The following is an 18,400-nucleotide window of genomic DNA, read 5'->3' on the forward strand; positions in this document are numbered from 1 at the left end:
TACAATATCTGGACAGTCGGGAAAATATCCTTACAAAATTGGCTTCACACTGACCGCCCAGACCGGAGTATCGCACTTGTCCCTATTCCTTATCGCGGCCCTTCCCTTCCTCGGCGCTGTTTTTCCTGCCCTGCTGATCCGGGCAGGTCGGAACGCAGCCGCCTCCGCCGCCGGGTTAACCACATTCCTGGCCCTGATGGGCCTGTTGATCCATGCCCCTGCGGTGATGCGCGGAGACGTCGTGACCGCCCGGTTCGACTGGATACCGGGGCTGGGGCTGAACGCGAACTTCATGCTGGACGGCCTGGGGTTTTTGTTCGCGTTGCTGATCCTCGTCATTGGATTGCTCATCATTCTCTACGCACGGTTCTACCTGTCGCGCGAAGATCCGATGGGGCAGTTCTATACCTACCTGCTGCTGTTTCAGGGGGCGATGGTTGGTATTGTCCTGTCCGACAATATCCTGCTTTTGATTGTTTTCTGGGAGCTTACATCGCTCAGCTCATTCCTGCTGATCGGCTATTGGAAGCACCTTCCCGAAGGTCGGCAGGGCGCGCGCATGGCCTTGGCCGTCACCGGCTCTGGCGGCTTGGCGATGATCGCCGGGATGCTGATCCTCGGCAATATCGTGGGGTCTTACGATCTCAGCGTCATTTTGCAGAACAAAGAACTGATCCAGGCCTCACCCTACTACATGCCTGCGCTGATCCTGATCCTGCTGGGCTGTTTTACCAAGTCGGCGCAGTTCCCGTTTCATTTCTGGCTGCCGCACGCCATGGCCGCGCCGACACCGGTTTCAGCCTATCTGCACTCTGCCACCATGGTGAAAGCGGGCCTGTTCCTGATGGCACGGATGTGGCCGGTTCTGGCTGGCACGGATGCGTGGTTCTATATCGTCGCCACGACGGGGCTGGTCACCATGCTGATTGGCGCGTCTATCGCGTTGTTCAAGGACGACCTTAAGGCGCTGCTGGCGTTTTCGACCGTTTCGCATTTGGGCCTCATCACCATGCTGCTGGGCTTTGGCACAAAGATTGCAGCCGTCGCTGCCGTGTTTCACATCATCAACCATGCAACGTTCAAAGCCGCCTTGTTCATGACCGCCGGGATCGTGGATCACGAAACCGGCACACGCGATATCAAAAGACTGGGTGGCTTGCGCCACCTGATGCCGATCACCTTCACCATTGGCACGATTGCCGCCCTCTCGATGGCCGGGCTGCCGCCTCTGAACGGTTTCCTGTCCAAAGAAATGATGCTTGAGGAAACCGTGCACACCACATGGCTGCACTCTCATTACCTGGTGCCGGGGCTGGCGCTGTTGGCTGCGTTGTTCTCGGCCGCGTATTCCTTCCGCTTCGTCAGCCACGTCTTTCTTGGACCTCAGCGGGAAGATTATCCGGCACATCCGCATGATCCGCCCGTTGGGTTGTGGATTGCGCCCGCTTTCCTAGTCGTACTTGTCATTCTGATCGGCCTTTATTCCGCGGCCATTGTCGGCCCATTGGTCGCAGTAGTGTCCAGCACGGTGATCGGCGGCGAGAAGCTTCCGTATTACTCGCTGAAACTCTGGCATGGCTTCACACCGGCGCTTTACATGTCGGTCGTGGCCACGCTGGGCGGTCTATTCCTACTGGCGTTGCACAGACGAGGTGAGCGGATCTGGAACGCCCTGCCCCGCCCCGAAGCCAAGCAGATCTTTGAAGCAATCATAGAAGCGCTGACCCGGCTGAGCCGCTGGATCACCGATGAGATGCACAACGGAGTCCTCAGCCGCTATGCGATCATCTTTGTCGCCTTTACCGTTGGCCTGGGCTATTACGCGTATTCGACCGGAACCATCGGCATTGAAACCCGCGTTCCGCTGCCGGCTCAGATCATTCCGATCATTGGCTGGATCTGCCTTGTGGGTGCGACGCTGGGCATTATGTGGTTCCACCGGAATCGTCTTTTGTCACTGGTATTGATCGGTGTCGTCGGCCTGATCGTTTCGATTGCCTTCAACTATCTCTCGGCCCCGGACCTTGCCTTGACGCAAATCTCGGTCGAGGTGGTGACAATGATCCTTTTGTTGCTGTCGCTGAACTTCCTGCCGACCGAAACGCCCTGGGACAGTTCAGCGGCGCGGCGCTGGCGGGACGCGGCGATTTCCGTGGTCGCGGGCCTTGGCACCGGTGCGTTGATCTACGCGATGATGATGCGCGATTTCGCGTTCCCGACGATTTCAGAGTTCCATCTGGCCAATTCCTACAAAGGCGGCGGCGGCACCAATGTGGTCAATGTGATCCTCGTCGACTTCCGGGGTTTTGATACCTTTGGCGAGATCATCGTTCTGGGCATCGCCGCGCTGATCATCTTTGCGCTGACGGAATCCGTTCTCGGGACAAATGTCCGCAGTTACCTGCTGAACCGCAAACCGCATTGGCCGCAATCCGGGGATTCGCATCCGCTGATGATGGTTGTGGTCACCCGCGTCATGATGCCGATCGCACTGATGGTCGGGGCGTACATCTTCTTCCGCGGGCACAACCAGCCCGGCGGAGGCTTTATTGCCGGCCTGATCGTCGCCATCGCTTATCTGATGCAATACATGGCCAGCGGCTATACCTGGGCCATCGAGCGGCAGAGGTTCTATTACCACGGCACCATCGGCTGGGGTGTTCTGATCGCCGCGGCAACCGGGTTGGGCGCGTGGTTCAACGAACGCCCCTTCCTGACCAGCGATTTCGGCTACATCAACTGGCCTCCGCTTGAGGAATTCGAATGGGCCACCGCCATGCTGTTTGATACAGGTGTATTCCTGGCGGTTCTGGGTGCGGTCATGCTGGCATTGGACAGCCTGTCCCGCTTTGCGTGGCAACCGGGGATGGCACAGGAATTCCCGATGGATATCAATCCCCTGCGAGACAACCCACCGGAAGAGCAACAAGAGAAGGAGCAGGCCTGATGGAAGCGCTCGTAGCCTCTGCCGTCGGTATCATGACCGCCGCCGGGATCTTCCTGATCCTGCGCCGCCGGACGTTTCCGGTCATTCTGGGCCTGTCTCTGATCACATACGCGGTGAACGTTTTCCTGTTCGCGACCGGACGACTGGCGCTGAACGCGCCTGCGGTTCTGAACAAGTACAAGGACGTGCCCTATACCGACCCACTTCCACAGGCGTTGGTCCTGACGGCCATCGTGATCTCGTTCGGGATGACCGCCGTGATCGTGATGATCTCGCTCAGCGCATACCTGTCCGCCAAGAATGACCATATCGACATGACCGCCCAGGACAGTGTTGACGCGCCGGGAGATGACGCATGAACCACTGGATCGTTGCGCCGATCGTCCTGCCCGCGATTCTGGCCCCTTTCATCATCATGGTCCTGCGATACCATCTGGACTTGCAACGTATCTTCTCGGTCGCGGGTGTCGTGGCTTTGCTTGGGATTGCGCTGACAATCACGGCTCAGGCCTCGGGCGGGGACATTCAGGTGTACGAGCTTGGCGACTGGCCCGCCCCCTTTGGCATCGTTATGGTGCTGGATCGCATGTCCGCAATGATGGTTCTGCTGACCGCCCTGCTGGCCCTGCCGATCGTGCTTTATGCCATCGCCTCGGGCTGGGATGACCGGGGCAAGCATTTCCACGCGCTGTTTCATTTCCAGCTCATGGGCGTCTGTGGCGCCTTCCTGACCGGCGACGCCTTCAACCTTTTCGTGTTCTTCGAGGTGCTGCTGATCGCGTCTTACGGCCTTATGACCCATGGCGGTGGCGCGGTACGGTTGAAAGCGGGTGTGCAGTATGTGGCGTATAACCTGTTGGGGTCGACCCTGTTTCTGTTTGCCCTTGGCACGATCTATGGCGTGACCGGAACGCTGAACATGGCGGACATCGCCGTGCGCGTTGCGGAGATCCCAGCCGAAGATACCGCATTGTTGCGGGTTGGTGCGGTGTTGTTGCTGCTGGTCTTCTGCATCAAGGCTGCCGTTCTGCCGCTGCACTTCTGGCTGCCCGCCAGCTATGCCAACGCCCCGCTGCCGGTTGCGGCCCTGTTTGCAATCATGACCAAGGTAGGAGCCTATTCGATCCTGCGAATGTACACTCTGGCCTTCGGTCCCGACGTCGAAGTCACGCAAGGTCTGGTTGGCGATTGGTTGCAACCCGCGGCGCTGCTGACGCTTGCCGTCGGTGCCATCGGCATTCTGGGTTCGCAGCATATTGCCCGCATGGTTGCCTTTTGCGCCATCGCGTCCATGGGTACTTTGCTGATCGCGATTTCACAGTTCACGCCCGGCGCGACGGCTGCCGCCCTTTATTACGTGTTCCATTCGACACTTGCGACCGCGTTGCTGTTCCTCATTGCTGACCTGATCATGGAACGGCAGGGAGGGGCCATAGCCCCCAAGCCGCCGATGCCGCAAAGCGGGTTGATTGCCGCCCTGTTCTTTGTCGGCGCCATCGCGATGGCTGGAATGCCGCCGTTGTCCGGCTTTGTTGGCAAGCTTTTGGTTCTGGACGCTTCGCGTGATGCATCCGATGCCACCTCGGTCTGGGCCGTTATCCTGATTGGATCATTCGTCACCATCGTCGGGCTGGCCCGTGCCGGGACGCTGATTTTCTGGAAAAGCTACGACGCTGAGGTTGTCACAACCGATGAAACCGCCGAAGGCGAAAACGCGTCTGCCGCCGCCGCCCCCGAACCGCAACCCGGCCTTGCTTTTACGGCTGTGTTCGGGGCCGTGGCAGGTCTGGTCCTGCTGACCCTGTTCGCGGGTCCGGCCCTGGAGTACACGAGCAAAACCGCAGAGCAGTTGTTTACCCCTGAAAACTACATCTCTGCCGTCTTGGGAAGGGAAGAGTGATGAAACTGCTGCGCCGAATTTTCCCGCACCCTCACCTGACGATTTTGCTGACGCTTGTCTGGGTTCTGCTAGCGAACAAGCCTTCGCTGAACTCTTTGATCTTTGGCCTGATCCTCGGGATCATCATTCCGTTCGTCACGCAACCCTACTGGCCGGATCGTCCCAAGCTTCGCAACTGGCCAATGGTTGTGGAATACATGCTGGTGGTGCTTTGGGATATCGTGGTTGCGAACGTGACGGTGGCCCGGATCATCCTGTTCAAACGCAATGACAACCGCCAGCCCAACTGGGTCTGTGTCCCGCTTGAGCTGCGCACACCCGAAGCGATCACGGTTCTTGCGGGCACCATCACGATGACTCCGGGCACCGTCAGTTGTGATTTGTCAGCTCAGGGGCATAATCTGCTGGTGCACTGTCTTGATGCCCCCGACCCCGAGGCCGTGCGGGACCAGATCAAACAGCGCTATGAACGTCGCCTGAAGGAGATTTTCGAATGATCGACTACGCGATTTATTTTGCATTTGCCTGTTTCGGTGCGGCGATCATGATGTGTCTGTGGCGTATCATCACCGCTGACGGGGTCGGCACCCGGGTTCTGGCCTTGGACACTATGGTAATCAACACAATCGCCCTGATGATCCTATATGGGTTGGATCAGGGGACCGAGATCTTTTTCGAGGCCGCCATGATCATTGCCATGCTCGGTTTTGTTTCCACCGTGGCCTATGCGCGCTTCATGTTGCGCGGCAACATTATCGAATGAGGGCGGGATGACATTCATCGTGGAACTGCTGATCGCCTTTTTCCTGATCGTTTCGGGTATCTTCGGCTTTGTCGGGTCTTTTGGCATGATCAAGCTGAATGACCCAATGTCCCGCCTGCACGCCCCGACCAAGGCAACGACCTTGGGGGTGGGCGGCGTGCTTCTGGCTTCGATCGTGCATTCTGTTCTTCTGGAAGGAAAGCTGTCCCTGCACGAGCTGCTGATCACTCTGTTCCTGTTCCTGACCGCTCCGATCACGGCCCTGTTCATTGCAAAATGGCACATACACCGGCATGAAAAACCCGAAGACCTGCCGGATGCCGGCGAGGATGAACTTTGGGCCACCCACGCCGTCGAGCAGGTCGAAGACGTTCCGGATCATAGCGCGAATTGAAACCGATGCATATTCCTCCGCTGCCCCTGACCCGCGATCTGGTTCTTGTTGGCGGAGGCCACACCCACGCGCTGCTGCTGCGCAAATGGGGGATGGACCCGTTGCCCGGGGCGCGTGTGACCGTGATAAACCCCGGCCCGACGGCCCCGTATTCCGGAATGCTGCCAGGCTATGTCGCCGGGCATTATGACCGGTGGCGGCTGGACATCGATCTGGTCAGACTGGCCCGCTTCGCAGGCGCACGCGTCATTCTGGGCGCGGTCGATGGAATCGATACCGAACGTCAGGAAATCCATGTTCCCGGGCGTCCTCCGGTGGGTTTCGATGTGGCATCGATCAATGTTGGGATCACTTCGGACATGCCCGCAATGCCCGGCTTTGCGGAACATGCCGTACCGGCCAAACCACTGGGGCCATTCGCGGCAGAATGGGCTGCTTATCTGGCGGGCAACGGCCCTGCCTCGGTCGTCGTGATCGGCGGTGGAATCGCCGGGGTTGAACTGGTCATGGCGATGGCTCATGCGCTCAGGGCCAAGGGTCGGTCAGCGCAGGTTACGCTGATCGACAATGCCATTGCCTTGACGGCCACCAAACCCAAAGCGGCAGAGACGATCCGCCGTGCGATGCAGGATCTTGGTGTAGAGGTGATCGAAAACGCCGCGATCAGCCGGATCGCTTCGGATCACGTCGCTTTGCAGGATGGGCGCAAGATCCCGGCCGGTTTCGTGACAGGTGCGGCCGGAGCCCGCCCCTATGGCTGGATCGAAAAGACCGGGCTGGACCTTGAGGATGGCTTCATCCGGGTAAACAGCTACCTGCAATCCAGCGATCCCGTGGTTTTTGCCGCCGGTGATTGCGCCCATCTTACGGACAATCCCAGACCCAAAGCCGGTGTTTATGCAGTGCGCGAAGCACCGGTTCTGTTCGACAATCTGCGCGCGGCGCTGGGGGCTGGACGGATGCGCAAGTACATCCCGCAGAAAGACTACCTGAAGCTGATTTCGCTGGGCGGCAAATCAGCGCTGGGCGAGCGGTTGGGGTTGTCCCACAGCGGAGCGATGATGTGGAAATGGAAGAACCACATCGACCAAACTTTCATGAACAAGTTCCGGGACCTGCCGCAGATGAAGCCCCCCGCGCTGCCGCGCGCACATGCCGCCGGGCTTGTCGAGGCGCTAGGCGATAAACCGATGTGTGGCGGATGCGGTGCCAAGGTCGGGCGCGGAGCATTGCAGGTGGCGCTGAAATCGCAGCCCGATCCCGTTCGCCCGGATATCATCCCCCTGCCCGGCGACGACGCGGCTCTGCTTCAGACGGGCGGGGTTCGGCAGGTCATGACATCAGATCACCTGCGGGCTTTTACCAATGATCCCGCACTTATGGCGCGCATCGCCGCTGTACATGCCCTGGGGGATGTGTGGGCCATGGGGGCCGCACCTCAGGCTGCCACGGCAACGATCATCCTTCCGCGCATGTCTGCTGCCCTGCAACGCCGTACCATGTCGGAAATCATGTCGATCGCAGGAGACGTCATGCGGGACGCCGGTGCCGATATCGTGGGCGGGCACAGTTCCATGGGTGACGAGATGACAATCGGATTCACACTGACCGGCCTGTGCGACGGCGACCCGATAACGCTGGCCGGCGGGCAACCGGGCGACTGTCTAATCCTGACCAAACCCATAGGAAGCGGCGTTCTTATGGCGGCCGAGATGGCAGGCCAGGCCAATGGTGCCTGGGTCGCCGCAGCCTACCGGCACATGGCGCAGCCGCAGGGAAAGGCGGCCCGCATATTGGCCGGGGCCCATGCGATGACCGACGTGACCGGGTTTGGTCTGGCCGGACATCTGCAAGGTATCTGCGACGCTTCCGGATGCGGGGCCACGATGGATCTGGATGCCGTGGAGTTGATGGATGGCGCGCAGGAACTGACGGACCGGGGTGTTCGATCAACCCTTTTTGCAGACAACCGGGCAATAGCACCTGCCCTGCCCGCCGAGGGCAAAGCCGCCCTGATATTCGACCCGCAGACAGCGGGCGGCCTGCTGGCCGCAGTGGCGGCAAAGGATGCCGATACCGTCCTGGAAGACCTCAGGAACGCCGGATATCCGGCCATGGCAATCGGCGAGCTCACCGATGCACCGGGACTGCGCCTTCAGGACTGATCCAGCAGGGTTTCGATCCGGGTGGCCGCCTCGCTCAGGCCGGCATCGTTAAAAAGGGCGATCTCAATATCGGCCAGAACCTTGACGGAACGGGATCGCCGCGCCTTTGCGTATGCCGGGTCGTAATGCTGCTCCATCAGGGCCTGGGTCAGCACCTGTTTTTGACCTGCTTCGATCAGCTGCATCCAACCATCCACGACCTCGTGCCCGCGATGAAAGCGCAGCGGCGACAACCGGTCCCGCAAACGGTCGCCGTCAGACAGGATGTCGTCGTAGGCCTGAACGAGATAGGCGGCGCGCGCCTCGAGCGGAGCCGTGATGTTCACCCGTGGGGCTGAACACAAAGCGTTCCACAGGCTGGGCGGCAATATCAGGCTGCCGATCTTGGACGATTCCGCTTCGATGACGACCGGGCGCGCCGTATCCATCGCACAAAGCGCCCCTGCTAGGGCCGATTCAAAAGCTTTCTGGCTGGGCTGGCCGCCCGGTCTTTCCCCCAGCAGGGAACCCCGGTGATTGGCCAGCGCTTCGAGGTCAAGAACCTGCACCCCGCGTGACTGCAAACGTGCCAGCAATTCTGTCTTGGCCGTTCCGGTATAGCCATCCAGCGCCACCAACCGATGCGGCAACGGATCATCGTACAAATACGCATTCACCAGCCTGCGGTAGGTGCGATAGCCGCCCTCGATCACATCCGCGCGCCAGCCGATTTGTTGCAGCATCCATGTAAATGACCCGGAACGCTGTCCGCCGCGCCAGCAATAGACCAGAGGGCGCCAGCTGCCTTCGTGGTGGCTTAGATGTTGCTCGATGTGGTTGGCCGCATTGCGGAACACCAGAGCGGCCCCGAGTTTACGCGCCAGAAACGGGCTTTCCTGTACATACATGGTCCCGACACGGGCGCGTTCCTCGTTGTTCAGAACCGGCAGGTTGATCGCGCCTGGCAGATGATCTTCAGCGAACTCTGCCGGGCTGCGCACATCGATGACCGTGTCAAAACCATGCGCATAAAGCTGTGTCAGATCAGAAAAGGTCAGGGCCATGCCGAAGGTCTAGCTTGCCGCGTTTGCAAAGAAAAGGCCGCACGCCCTCACTCGTGCAAAGGCTTGATCAGATCAGGTCCGCTGGCCCGGTTCGAGTTCACGACCGGATCAACGCGATGAAACGTCAGCACATCCTCTGCCCCCGGCTGCATCAGACGAGCAGCGCCCTTTCCCGCTTCTCCCAACCACAATGACCAATGCTCGGGTTCGAGGATCAGGGGCATCCGGTGATGGATGGTGCCAAGTTTTTCGTTGGCCGCCGTCGTCACGATGGCACAGGTGCTCTGACGGTTTTCATCCACCCCCCAGTCCTGCCAGATCCCCGCAAAGGCAGTGGGGGCGCCGTCCCTGCGATGGATGTACCAGGGCAAGCGCTTTCCCTCGTCCGTCTTGGTCCATTCGTAGAACCCTGTTGCGACAATCAGACAGCGACGCGACCGGCAGGCATCGCGAAAGGCAGGCTTTTCCGCCAAAGTCTCGGCACGGGCGTTGATCAGCAAAGGCCCGGCGGTTTCCGTCTTGTACCAATGCGGCAAAAACCCCCAGCGCAGCGCATCCAGACGCCGACCTGAGTCACCACCCCGAACCACATGCACCTGATTTGTCGGACAAACATTGAAGTTCGGCACGGTTGGCAATGCGTTCGCCGGGCGCGCGGAAAACAGCTGCGCCATCGCGTCATTGGGAAGAGTTATTGCAAACCGTCCGCACATGGGTAATGAACCACCGATGCTACATTGATACTGGCACAGGATCTTACGGGGTCATACGGAAAACCAAATAACGCAATCCCTCAAGAGCAAAGCAATGGCCCTTTTGGATGCGGGCAAGCTGCCACAGGCGCTGAAAAAGGCCCAGCTGGGTATCAAGAAATTCCCAAAGGACGCTGACTACCAAGCCATCGCCGGTTTCGTTTTGACCGAAATGAAGCAGTACAGGAAATCCATTCCGCATTTCATTGAAGCCTCGCGGATGAAGCCCGATGATCCACAATTTGCCGAGAATCTGGCTAACGCCTTGATGCAAACAGGGCAAATTGTGCAGGCATTGACCTACGCAGAGAAAAAGATTGAACGATTTCCAAACAATCGGGAACTCACCAGAGTCATCGACGAAATTCAGCGCCAAGGGGAAAACTGGCGATCCATCATCCAGTTCACAACACACAAACTGGCGTCAGATCCGGACAACGCGGAATTGCTTTCAAAGCGTGCCCGCGCCTTCCAAAGCATCGGTTTTGTCGAAGAAAGCACGCGGGATATCCAACGCGCGTACGAGTTGGCACCAAAGAACACAACGATTGCATTGCAAACGGCCATCAATCTGCATCAGGCCGGTGACAGAGCCCAAGCGATCAAAGTTCTGCAAAACATACTGGAAACCGATCCCCAGAACCCGAATGCCCTGTTGCAATCCGCAATATTGACCGCACCGGAAAACGTGCCGCAGATGATCCCTGCGTTGAACGAAGCCATCGCTCAGACAGATCAACCATTGCAAGAGCTCGAGTTTGCCAAAGCACATCTGATCGAAAAAAGCGAAGGCTTGGCCAAGGCGTTGCCGCAATTTGCAAAGGCAAACGCAATCCAACAGAGTATTCTGCCCTACGACCCCGAAATCGAAGAGAACAAAATATCCGATATTCTGAACCTGTTCCCTGAAGGGTCGCCTGGGGTCAGTGCAGAGCAAAACAGTATGCCGGTACCAATTTTTGTTATCGGTCAGCCGCGATCCGGAACCACTTTGATGGAGATGATGCTGAGCTCTGCGCCCGGTATCGCCGGTTGCGGCGAGCTAATGCTGATGACCGACCTTTCCGCCAAGTTTTATTCGTCTGGCACGTCGCTCGATTCAGAAGCCGCGAAGGCGATTGCCCAAAGCTACCTGGACCAGATGCCTGGGATTCCGGCGGATTCAATCGCCTTTGTCGACAAGATGCCGCACAACTATCAAAATGTCGGCTTCATTCTTGCAGCCTTCCCGAATGCCCGGATCATCAACATGTTGCGGGATCCACGCGATGTCGGTTTGTCAAAATGGATCCAGCGGTTCCTAGCAGATGGCATGAACGACACATCCAACCTTGAAGCGATCGCGCATACCGCAAATCTGTATCGCCGTTACATGTCTCATTGGGATAAGCTGTTCGGAAACCGCATTCTGACAATGCCCTATGAAGATCTGGTGGCGGATCCCCTGACCCACAGCCAGCGCGTTGCCGAGTTTTGCGGTATTGAGTGGTGCCAATCCATGGTACATCCCGAAAAGAACACCAGACAGGTGCGAACGGCCAGCGTGGATCAGGTGCGCAACAAGATCTCGACCAAGTCAATCGGACGCTGGCGCGAGGTCGCGGATCAGATCAAACCGATGCTGGATGGCTTTGACCCGGAACTTTGGCCGGAATACGATTTCAGTTGATCAGCAAAAAAAGAAAAGCCGCATCATGGTGACGCGGCTTTTGTTCTTTTCAAAAACAGAGTCACTTCTGCTGGATGCGTCCGTCGACATAAGGCTGGTACGGCGCGTTTTCGGCCAGATATTCCGCGGTTACATCCGCAAGATCCGGACCGAAGTCATAGGCGTTCTTGTCGTCGCCCTCGAACATTGAATACCCATCGCCGCCATTGCGGACGTAGTTGTTGGTTACGGCCAGGTAGGTTTTGTTCGGGTCGATCGGAACGAACCCATCACGCTCGGCGACCATCACATCAATGATACGCCCTTCGTTCGGCGCTACGCTGGGATCCCAGGTAAAGCGCAGGCCTGCCACTTGCGGGAACCGGCCCTTGACCTCTTCCACCTGGCTTACGCCGTTTTCCAGCGCGTCAATAACGGTCTGCCCGGTGATCTCAAAAGTGGACAGCGTGTTCTGGAACGGCAGCACGGTCAGCACTTCGCCCATGGTCACGTCTCCGGGGTCGATAGACGCCCGCAAACCACCCGAGTTCGCGATGGCAATCTGAACGCCCTGATCGGCAACCCGCGCCAGCATCGCATCGGCAACAAGATTGCCCATCTGGCATTCCTGTACGCGACATACAGAGCGATCCCCCTCGATGGCCTCGGCCGCGCTGGCGACAACCTTGTTTCGGATTTCATCCAGAGGCTGAGCAAGTTCCGCGATCCGATCCAATGCGGCCTGATCCTCGGTCACGGTGTTGTCCATGATCAAGGGTTCACCAACCGCTTCGACCACATTGCCGTCATCATCAAACGTGACGTTCAGTTCGCCCAGAAACTTGCCGTAGGCATAGGCTTGAACGATCTGCACACCGTTGACCACCGTCGGATAAGGGCCCACGGCCTTGTCCGATGCATTCGAAAGATAGGTGTTCGAATGGCCGCCAACGATCACGTCGACGCCGCTTGTCTCAGCCGCGACACGCTGATCGACGCCATAGCCCGAATGGCTGAGTACGATGATCTTGTTGACGCCTTCGCCCGTCAGCTTGTCGACCTCGGCCTGAACCGCGGGCACCGGGTCTGAAAAGGTCACGTTGGGACCGGGCGACGCAAGTTCATGCGTATCGATCGGCGTCAGCCCGATCAGGCCAATCTTTTCGCCCCCCACCTCGATCACGGTGGATTTCTTGATGTGGTCAGTCAGAAGTTCTTCGTCGCGAATATCGGCATTGGACATCAGGACCGGGAAATCAACCGAGTCGATAAAGCCACGCAACACTTCCGGTCCGTCGTCAAACTCGTGATTGCCCACGGTCATGGCGTCATAGCCCAGCTTGTTCATGAACTCGGCAGCGACCTTGCCCTTGTAGTACGTGTAGAAAAGGGACCCCTGAAACTGATCGCCGCCATCCACCAAAATCGAATTGTCGGCACGTTCACGTGCGTCTTTCACGGCTGTGACCAGGCGCGCCGATCCACCAAAGCACTTCCCTTCGGCATTGTCTTCCGCATCGCATCCGCTGTCGTATTTGTTGATCGGCTCAAAACGAGCATGAAAATCGTTGGTGTGCAAAATTGTCAACTTGTAGTCGGCTGCCGCAACTCCGGCGGTCAGGCTCAGAACCGCGACTGAAGTCAAAATTCGGGTCTGCATTATGGTACTCCCAGTTATTATTTGTGGTGATCGTGCGCGCATGACGGCAGAGAGTCAAAGAAGAAATCCGACTTGATTCCATCTTCCGCGCGGGGCATCAGGTCCGTATGCTGATTTACAAGATTTTCCGAGCCGAAGAGTGGGCCACCTTGCAGAACCAGGGTGCCTCGGACGGTGCTCCGATCGACGTCGCTGACGGGTTTGTCCACTTTTCCACCGCTGAACAAGCCGCTGAAACAGCAGCCAAACATTTTGCCGGTGTCGATGGTCTGGTTTTGCTGGCCTGTGACGCAGATGCGATGGGCGACGACCTGAAATGGGAGGTCTCGCGCGGCGGTGCCCTGTTCCCGCATCTCTATCGCCAGATCCGGATGAGCGATGTTGCCTGGTCACGCCCTCTGCCGTTTGACGGCACCGCGCACCAGTTCCCAAAGGATATGTCATGACATCCTATATTGACCCGGACCGCGACCAGTTCGAGGCCTTCAAGGCATTGGATCGGGACAAGCCGATCGAAATGCTCAACCTGGTGAACTTTCGGGCCAAGGCGCAGTACCCACCCGCGCATGAACTGGCGGATGCAGACCTGACCGGAGCGCAAGCCTATCAGAACTACGGGGCTGAAACCGCTGCGATCATTGAACGTATCGGGGCACGCATCCTCTGGCGTGGGGTGTTTGAATCAACCCTGATTGGCCCGGCGGACGAGGTGTGGGATGCCGTTTTCATTGCCCGCTATCCGACGGCACATGCATTTTTGGAAATGGTCACCGACCCGGCCTATCAGGCGGCGGTGATCCACCGTCAGGCGGCGGTGGAAACGTCGCGCCTGATCCGATGCGGTTCTGGTGAAGCCGGGGCGACATTCGGATGAAACTGATAGAAAAACTGGGCCTTGCCGCCCTGCACCGCATGGACCCCGAGACCGCCCACGGGATGTCGATCAGGGCGTTGAAGTCAGGGCTTGCTCCTGCACCCGGGCCGGTAACGACGCCGCGCCTGAAAACGGTCGTTGCCGGGCTGACCTTGCCGAACCCGGTTGGGCTGGCCGCCGGGTTCGACAAGAATGGTGAGGTTTTGGCCCCGCTGTCCCGCGCCGGGTTCGGTTTTGTCGAGGTCGGGGCGGTCACGCCGCGCCCGCAACCGGGAAACCCCAAACCCCGCCTGTTTCGCCTGACCGAGGACAAGGCAGCCATCAACCGCTTTGGCTTCAACAATGAAGGCATGGAGGTGATGGCCAAACGGCTGGCAGACCGCCCCAAAGACGCGGTCATCGGCCTGAATCTGGGGGCCAACAAGGACAGCGAAGACCGTGCCGGAGATTTTGTCAAAGTGCTGGCCCATTGTGCCGAACACCTGGATTTTGCAACCGTCAACGTGTCATCCCCGAATACGGAGAAGCTGCGGGATTTGCAGGGCAAAGCCGCTCTCACCGCGTTGTTGAGCGGTGTGATCGAGACACGTGACGCGCTGCCGCGCCCGCTGCCGATCTTCCTGAAAATCGCTCCGGATCTCACCGAGGCGGAATTGCAGGACATCGCCGAAGTCGCACGCGAAACCGGGGTGGACGCTGTGATCGCCACCAACACCACCCTGTCCCGCGACGGGTTGCGCAGCGCGCAGAAAGACGAACGTGGTGGTTTGTCGGGCGCCCCGCTGTTTGAAAAGTCGACCCGCGTACTGGCTCGGCTGAGCAAACTGACGGACGGGGATATCCCCCTGATAGGCGTGGGCGGCATCAGCAATGCCGAGCAAGCCTATGCCAAGATCTGCGCCGGGGCATCGGCCGTGCAGTTCTACACCGCAATGGTGTATGGCGGCATTTCCCTGGCGGCCGACATCGCCAAAGGGCTGGATGACTTGCTGGCGCGTGACGGTTTTGACACTGTATCGCAAGCCGTCGGCAGCAAACGAGAGGATTGGCTGTGATCGAATACTGGCACAACCCCCGCTGTTCCAAATCCCGCGCCGGTCTGGCGCTTTTGGAAGAAAACGATGCACAGGTCTGCGTTCGAAAGTACTTGGAAGACGCGCCGTCAATCGACGAGTTGCGCGCTGCGCAATCCGCCCTTGGGCTGTCGCCGATCGAAATGATGCGCACAGGAGAAAAACGGTTCAAGGAACTGGGTCTGGCCAAAACCTCGCCCGACGAAGATCTGATCCGTGCCATGGCCGAAGACCCGATCCTGATCGAGCGCCCTCTTGCAATTGCCGGAGACAAAGCCGCCATCGGGCGTCCGCCGGAAAACCTGTTGACGTTGCTCTAGGCCACCTGGGCCTCAAGCTTGGGATAGCGCCAGCCCATCGTCACACCACGCGCGATATTGAGAACCATCAGCGCAGCCCACAGGCCGTGGTTGCCGAAGACAGGCACCAGCATGAACAAAGCGACCACATAGATCGCCACCGACTGAATCATCGCGTTTCGCATGGCGCGGGTCCAGGTGGCGCCGATGTAGATACCGTCGAACATCCAGCTTGCCACCCCGATCACCGGGGCGATCGCGGCCCAGAACAGGTATTCGCGCCCGGCTTCACGCACCTGTGGTGAAGTTGACATCAGGTCGATCAGTGCCGGTCCGGCAACGAAGAAAACCGCCGCCAGTAACAGCGCCCCCCCGACACCCCATTGCGAGGCCATGACAGAGGCGCGACGCACCTGATACCTGTCTCTGGCACCGACTGCGCCTCCGACCAGCGCTTCGGCGGAAAAGGCAAACCCATCAAGCGCAAAGGCGGTGATTTCAAGAAATTGCAGCAAAACTTGATTGGCCGCCAGATTCACGTCACCCAGATCCGAGCCAACAAAAAGGAATGTCGTGAACGATCCGGTCAACAGAACCGATCGCAGCATGATATCACCGTTGACCTGCAACATACGCCGCAGCCGGGCGGCATCGAAAACCCGAGCCCAATCGCGCCAGATTCCATCTGCGAACCCATCCCGGCAAAGCCACAACCCCAAAGCCAATCCGGTCCATTCTGCAATCAGGGTGGCAATGGCAACCCCCTCGACCCCCCAGCCAAGGCCCAAAACGAACCACAGGTCTAGACCGATATTCAACCCGTTCATCCAGACCTGAAGGATGAACACGCCGCGCGTACGTTCGACGGCGATCAGCCAGCCGGTAACGGCATATAACGCGATGGTGGCGGGCGCCCCCCAGATGCGGATTTCCAGATAGGATCGGGTCAGGGCTTCGACTTCGGGGCTTGCCGGGGAAAGCGCGAACGCACCCGCAAACACGGCCACCTGCGCAAGGATAAAGAACAGCCCTGCCGCGCCTCCCAGGATCAGGCCGCGCATCAGCAGCGCCCGGGTTTCGACGGTATCGCCTGCCCCGCGTGCCTGCGCCGCCATCCCGGTCGTGCCCATCCGCAGGAAACCGAAGATCCAATAGACTGTGGACAGGATCACAGCCCCGATGCCGACCGCCCCGATCGGGGCCGCCTCGCCCATCTGACCGACAACGCCCGTATCCACCGCACCCAGTATCGGCACGGTGGCATTCGACAGAACTATGGGCACCGCGATCTTCAGCACCCGCCTGTGCGTGATGGGCGCCGAGGTGTCCTGCACGGTCAGCTCTTATCTCTGGGAGGTTGCGGCATCAGGAAATGTCCGGAAGCCTGCGCAAACAGTTTCGCATGGTTATCCTGCCAGGCTTCGACCCGGACCGAGGCATACCGCCGCCCGGATCTGCTGATGAAGGCCCGTGCATATGCGTCCCGTGGAAGGCCCGAGCGCAGATAGTCGACGGTAAAGTCGATGGTCTTGGGAAAGCGGATATTCGGGTCGGTCACAATCGCCTCTCCGTCGATCTCGCCACTTTCGATACGTGGGAACATATGTTCCCAACTTAGGGTGATGACAGCGGTCACTTCGAGGAATGCCGCGGTTACACCGCCGTGAATCGCAGGCAGAAACGGGTTGCCGATCAACTTGTCGTCGAAGTTCAGAACACCGGTCAGTTCGTCCCCGCGCCGGTCGAAGCTGATATTGAGAAAGCGGATATACGGGACGCCGTCAACCAGCGCTCGCAACGCTGCATCGCGTCGCTGCTTGACCACCTGCATTGGTTCGGGACGAGGTCTTGCCATGTTATTTCCCCTCAACCGTAAAGGACCCCGAGGCCGTGGCCACCGGCAGGTCTTTGTCATGGTCCATAGCCGTCGCTCGTACAAACGCCACGTTCCGCGTGATGTGATAGCAGACGGCGTGCGCTGTAACCGTCTGACCCGGTGTCGCCGCGCGCATGTAGTCAATGCGCAGATCAATCGTGGCTGTCCCGCCGGGGGCCGACGGGTGGCTCATCACGGCAGCACCGCAGCACGTGTCCAGAATTGTGGAAATCGCCCCACCGTGAATTACCCCTGTGCGCGGATCACCGATCAGATCCTCATTGTAGGGCAACGTGATCTCTGCCTCGCCCTCTCCGATCTGCGTGAGCTTGAGGTTCAATGCCCGCGCATGGGGGATCGCCTCGATAAACTGGCGGGCTAAAACTGTCTTGTCGACCATAGGTTTGCGTCCTGTTCTCTGCCCGTCCTTTATGAGCCGCTGTTTCCGCAAAGGGCAAGCCCACCTGTTGCGCTTGGGATCGGGACCGCCTAGGTTGCTGACAAGGAGATCGGGAATGTCCAACAACCGTTTGTCATTCAAAGAGATGTGCGCCGAGTTCGACGTGACCCCGCGCACTCTGCGCTATTACGAATACATCGAGCTTTTGCAACCGGACCGTGAAGGTCGGTCTCGGTTTTACGGCCCGCGCGAATGCGCGCGGATGAAGCTGATCATGCGCGGCCGCAAGTTCGGATTCCCCCTGGAAGAGATCCGCCAATGGCTTTTGATCTACGAAGATCAGGGCAATGAGGCGCAAATGGCCACCTTCGTCGAGATGGCGGATCGCCAGATGAGCGAGCTTCAGCAGCAGCGCCAGCAACTGGACGAAGCCATGGACGAGCTCAAGCGTCTGCGCGACCAGACGGCCAAGTCCTTGGGATAGCCGCCCCCAATCCGAAAATTCGAATTGATCACCCTGAATCTGCGCAAGCAGATGCGCGGTGTTTCCGCAATTGCGACAGCTTTGGCGGGAAATTCCGCATGACGCTACGGAAAGAAAATTGC

19 protein-coding genes are annotated in these 18,400 nt (G+C 58.9%); 13 read left to right on the forward strand and 6 right to left on the reverse strand.

From position 1 onward, the window contains the following. The first annotated feature begins 76 nt into the window (after positions 1-76). From I9184_RS08045 to selD, 7 genes are read left to right on the forward strand one after another with little or no spacing between them, the layout of a single operon-like run. Positions 77-2,947: a monovalent cation/H+ antiporter subunit A gene (locus I9184_RS08045; protein ID WP_209833623.1), complete on the forward strand. Its 2,871-nt coding sequence runs from the start codon at positions 77-79 to the stop codon at positions 2,945-2,947. Then, positions 2,947-3,306: a Na+/H+ antiporter subunit C gene (locus tag I9184_RS08050; RefSeq protein WP_171633661.1), complete on the forward strand. Its 360-nt coding sequence runs from the start codon at positions 2,947-2,949 to the stop codon at positions 3,304-3,306. Before I9184_RS08045 ends, I9184_RS08050 begins: the two co-directional genes overlap by 1 nt. After that, complete coding sequence (locus I9184_RS08055; protein ID WP_209833625.1) at positions 3,303-4,847, forward strand: monovalent cation/H+ antiporter subunit D; 1,545 nt, start codon at positions 3,303-3,305, stop codon at positions 4,845-4,847. The genes I9184_RS08050 and I9184_RS08055 overlap by 4 nt, the downstream gene beginning before the upstream one ends. Further along, complete coding sequence (locus I9184_RS08060; protein WP_209833627.1) at positions 4,847-5,344, forward strand: Na+/H+ antiporter subunit E; 498 nt, start codon at positions 4,847-4,849, stop codon at positions 5,342-5,344. The genes I9184_RS08055 and I9184_RS08060 overlap by 1 nt, the downstream gene beginning before the upstream one ends. Beyond that, complete coding sequence (locus tag I9184_RS08065; RefSeq protein ID WP_152457439.1) at positions 5,341-5,610, forward strand: K+/H+ antiporter subunit F; 270 nt, start codon at positions 5,341-5,343, stop codon at positions 5,608-5,610. The genes I9184_RS08060 and I9184_RS08065 overlap by 4 nt, the downstream gene beginning before the upstream one ends. A 7-nt stretch (positions 5,611-5,617) precedes the next feature. Further along, positions 5,618-6,004 carry a Na+/H+ antiporter subunit G gene (locus I9184_RS08070; protein WP_171633669.1) on the forward strand — a complete coding sequence of 129 codons (387 nt, stop codon included), beginning with the start codon at positions 5,618-5,620 and terminating at the stop codon, positions 6,002-6,004. Positions 6,005-6,009: 5 nt separating this feature from the next. Further along, positions 6,010-8,169 (forward strand): selenide, water dikinase SelD, encoded by a 2,160-nt coding sequence (selD, locus tag I9184_RS08075; RefSeq protein ID WP_209833629.1) that lies wholly within the window; start codon positions 6,010-6,012, stop codon positions 8,167-8,169. On the opposite strand, the gene mnmH is transcribed toward selD, so the two are convergent. Both mnmH and I9184_RS08085 read right to left on the reverse strand, forming a co-directional pair. Then, positions 8,160-9,212 (reverse strand): tRNA 2-selenouridine(34) synthase MnmH, encoded by a 1,053-nt coding sequence (mnmH, locus tag I9184_RS08080; RefSeq protein ID WP_209833632.1) that lies wholly within the window; start codon positions 9,210-9,212, stop codon positions 8,160-8,162. The genes selD and mnmH overlap by 10 nt on opposite strands. 47 nt (positions 9,213-9,259) lie before the next feature. Beyond that, complete coding sequence (locus I9184_RS08085) at positions 9,260-9,925, reverse strand: SOS response-associated peptidase (protein WP_209833634.1); 666 nt, start codon at positions 9,923-9,925, stop codon at positions 9,260-9,262. A gap of 94 nt (positions 9,926-10,019) precedes the next feature. On the opposite strand from I9184_RS08085, the gene I9184_RS08090 reads away from it, so the two are divergent. After that, positions 10,020-11,633: a tetratricopeptide repeat-containing sulfotransferase family protein gene (locus tag I9184_RS08090; protein ID WP_209833636.1), complete on the forward strand. Its 1,614-nt coding sequence runs from the start codon at positions 10,020-10,022 to the stop codon at positions 11,631-11,633. A 61-nt stretch (positions 11,634-11,694) separates the two neighbouring features. Here I9184_RS08090 and I9184_RS08095 read toward each other — a convergent pair whose 3' ends face one another. Beyond that, entirely contained in the window at positions 11,695-13,272 is a 1,578-nt protein-coding gene (locus I9184_RS08095; protein ID WP_209833638.1) for a bifunctional metallophosphatase/5'-nucleotidase, read from the reverse strand. A gap of 107 nt (positions 13,273-13,379) precedes the next feature. On the opposite strand from I9184_RS08095, the gene I9184_RS08100 reads away from it, so the two are divergent. From I9184_RS08100 to arsC, 4 genes are read left to right on the forward strand one after another with little or no spacing between them, the layout of a single operon-like run. Beyond that, positions 13,380-13,718 carry a DUF952 domain-containing protein gene (locus I9184_RS08100; RefSeq protein ID WP_209833640.1) on the forward strand — a complete coding sequence of 113 codons (339 nt, stop codon included), beginning with the start codon at positions 13,380-13,382 and terminating at the stop codon, positions 13,716-13,718. Further along, the gene (locus I9184_RS08105) at positions 13,715-14,146 is read left to right on the forward strand and encodes a DUF1330 domain-containing protein (protein WP_209547141.1); all 432 of its coding nucleotides are present in this window, start codon (positions 13,715-13,717) and stop codon (positions 14,144-14,146) included. The genes I9184_RS08100 and I9184_RS08105 overlap by 4 nt, the downstream gene beginning before the upstream one ends. Then, positions 14,143-15,201: a quinone-dependent dihydroorotate dehydrogenase gene (locus I9184_RS08110; RefSeq protein ID WP_209833642.1), complete on the forward strand. Its 1,059-nt coding sequence runs from the start codon at positions 14,143-14,145 to the stop codon at positions 15,199-15,201. The genes I9184_RS08105 and I9184_RS08110 overlap by 4 nt, the downstream gene beginning before the upstream one ends. Beyond that, entirely contained in the window at positions 15,198-15,539 is a 342-nt protein-coding gene (arsC, locus tag I9184_RS08115; RefSeq protein ID WP_209833644.1) for an arsenate reductase (glutaredoxin), read from the forward strand. Before I9184_RS08110 ends, arsC begins: the two co-directional genes overlap by 4 nt. On the opposite strand, the gene I9184_RS08120 is transcribed toward arsC, so the two are convergent. Genes I9184_RS08120 through I9184_RS08130 form a run of 3 tightly spaced genes read right to left on the reverse strand, consistent with a single transcriptional unit; the run spans position 15,536 to position 17,794 of the window. Further along, a complete protein-coding gene (locus tag I9184_RS08120; protein ID WP_171723605.1) occupies positions 15,536-16,852 on the reverse strand; it encodes an MATE family efflux transporter in 1,317 nt (438 codons plus the stop codon). The two genes, arsC and I9184_RS08120, sit on opposite strands and share 4 nt — an antisense overlap. A gap of 2 nt (positions 16,853-16,854) precedes the next feature. Continuing rightward, entirely contained in the window at positions 16,855-17,373 is a 519-nt protein-coding gene (locus I9184_RS08125; protein ID WP_152457427.1) for a PaaI family thioesterase, read from the reverse strand. 1 nt (position 17,374) lies between these two features. Continuing rightward, entirely contained in the window at positions 17,375-17,794 is a 420-nt protein-coding gene (locus I9184_RS08130; RefSeq protein ID WP_152457426.1) for a PaaI family thioesterase, read from the reverse strand. A 115-nt stretch (positions 17,795-17,909) separates the two neighbouring features. Between I9184_RS08130 and I9184_RS08135 the strand changes: the two genes are divergently transcribed. Continuing rightward, positions 17,910-18,278, forward strand: a complete 369-nt coding sequence (locus tag I9184_RS08135) for a MerR family DNA-binding transcriptional regulator (RefSeq protein WP_117869541.1) — start codon at positions 17,910-17,912, stop codon at positions 18,276-18,278. The last annotated feature ends 122 nt before the right edge of the window (positions 18,279-18,400 follow it).

Source organism: Ruegeria sp. HKCCE3926 (assembly GCF_017872515.1).
Lineage (GTDB): Bacteria > Pseudomonadota > Alphaproteobacteria > Rhodobacterales > Rhodobacteraceae > Ruegeria.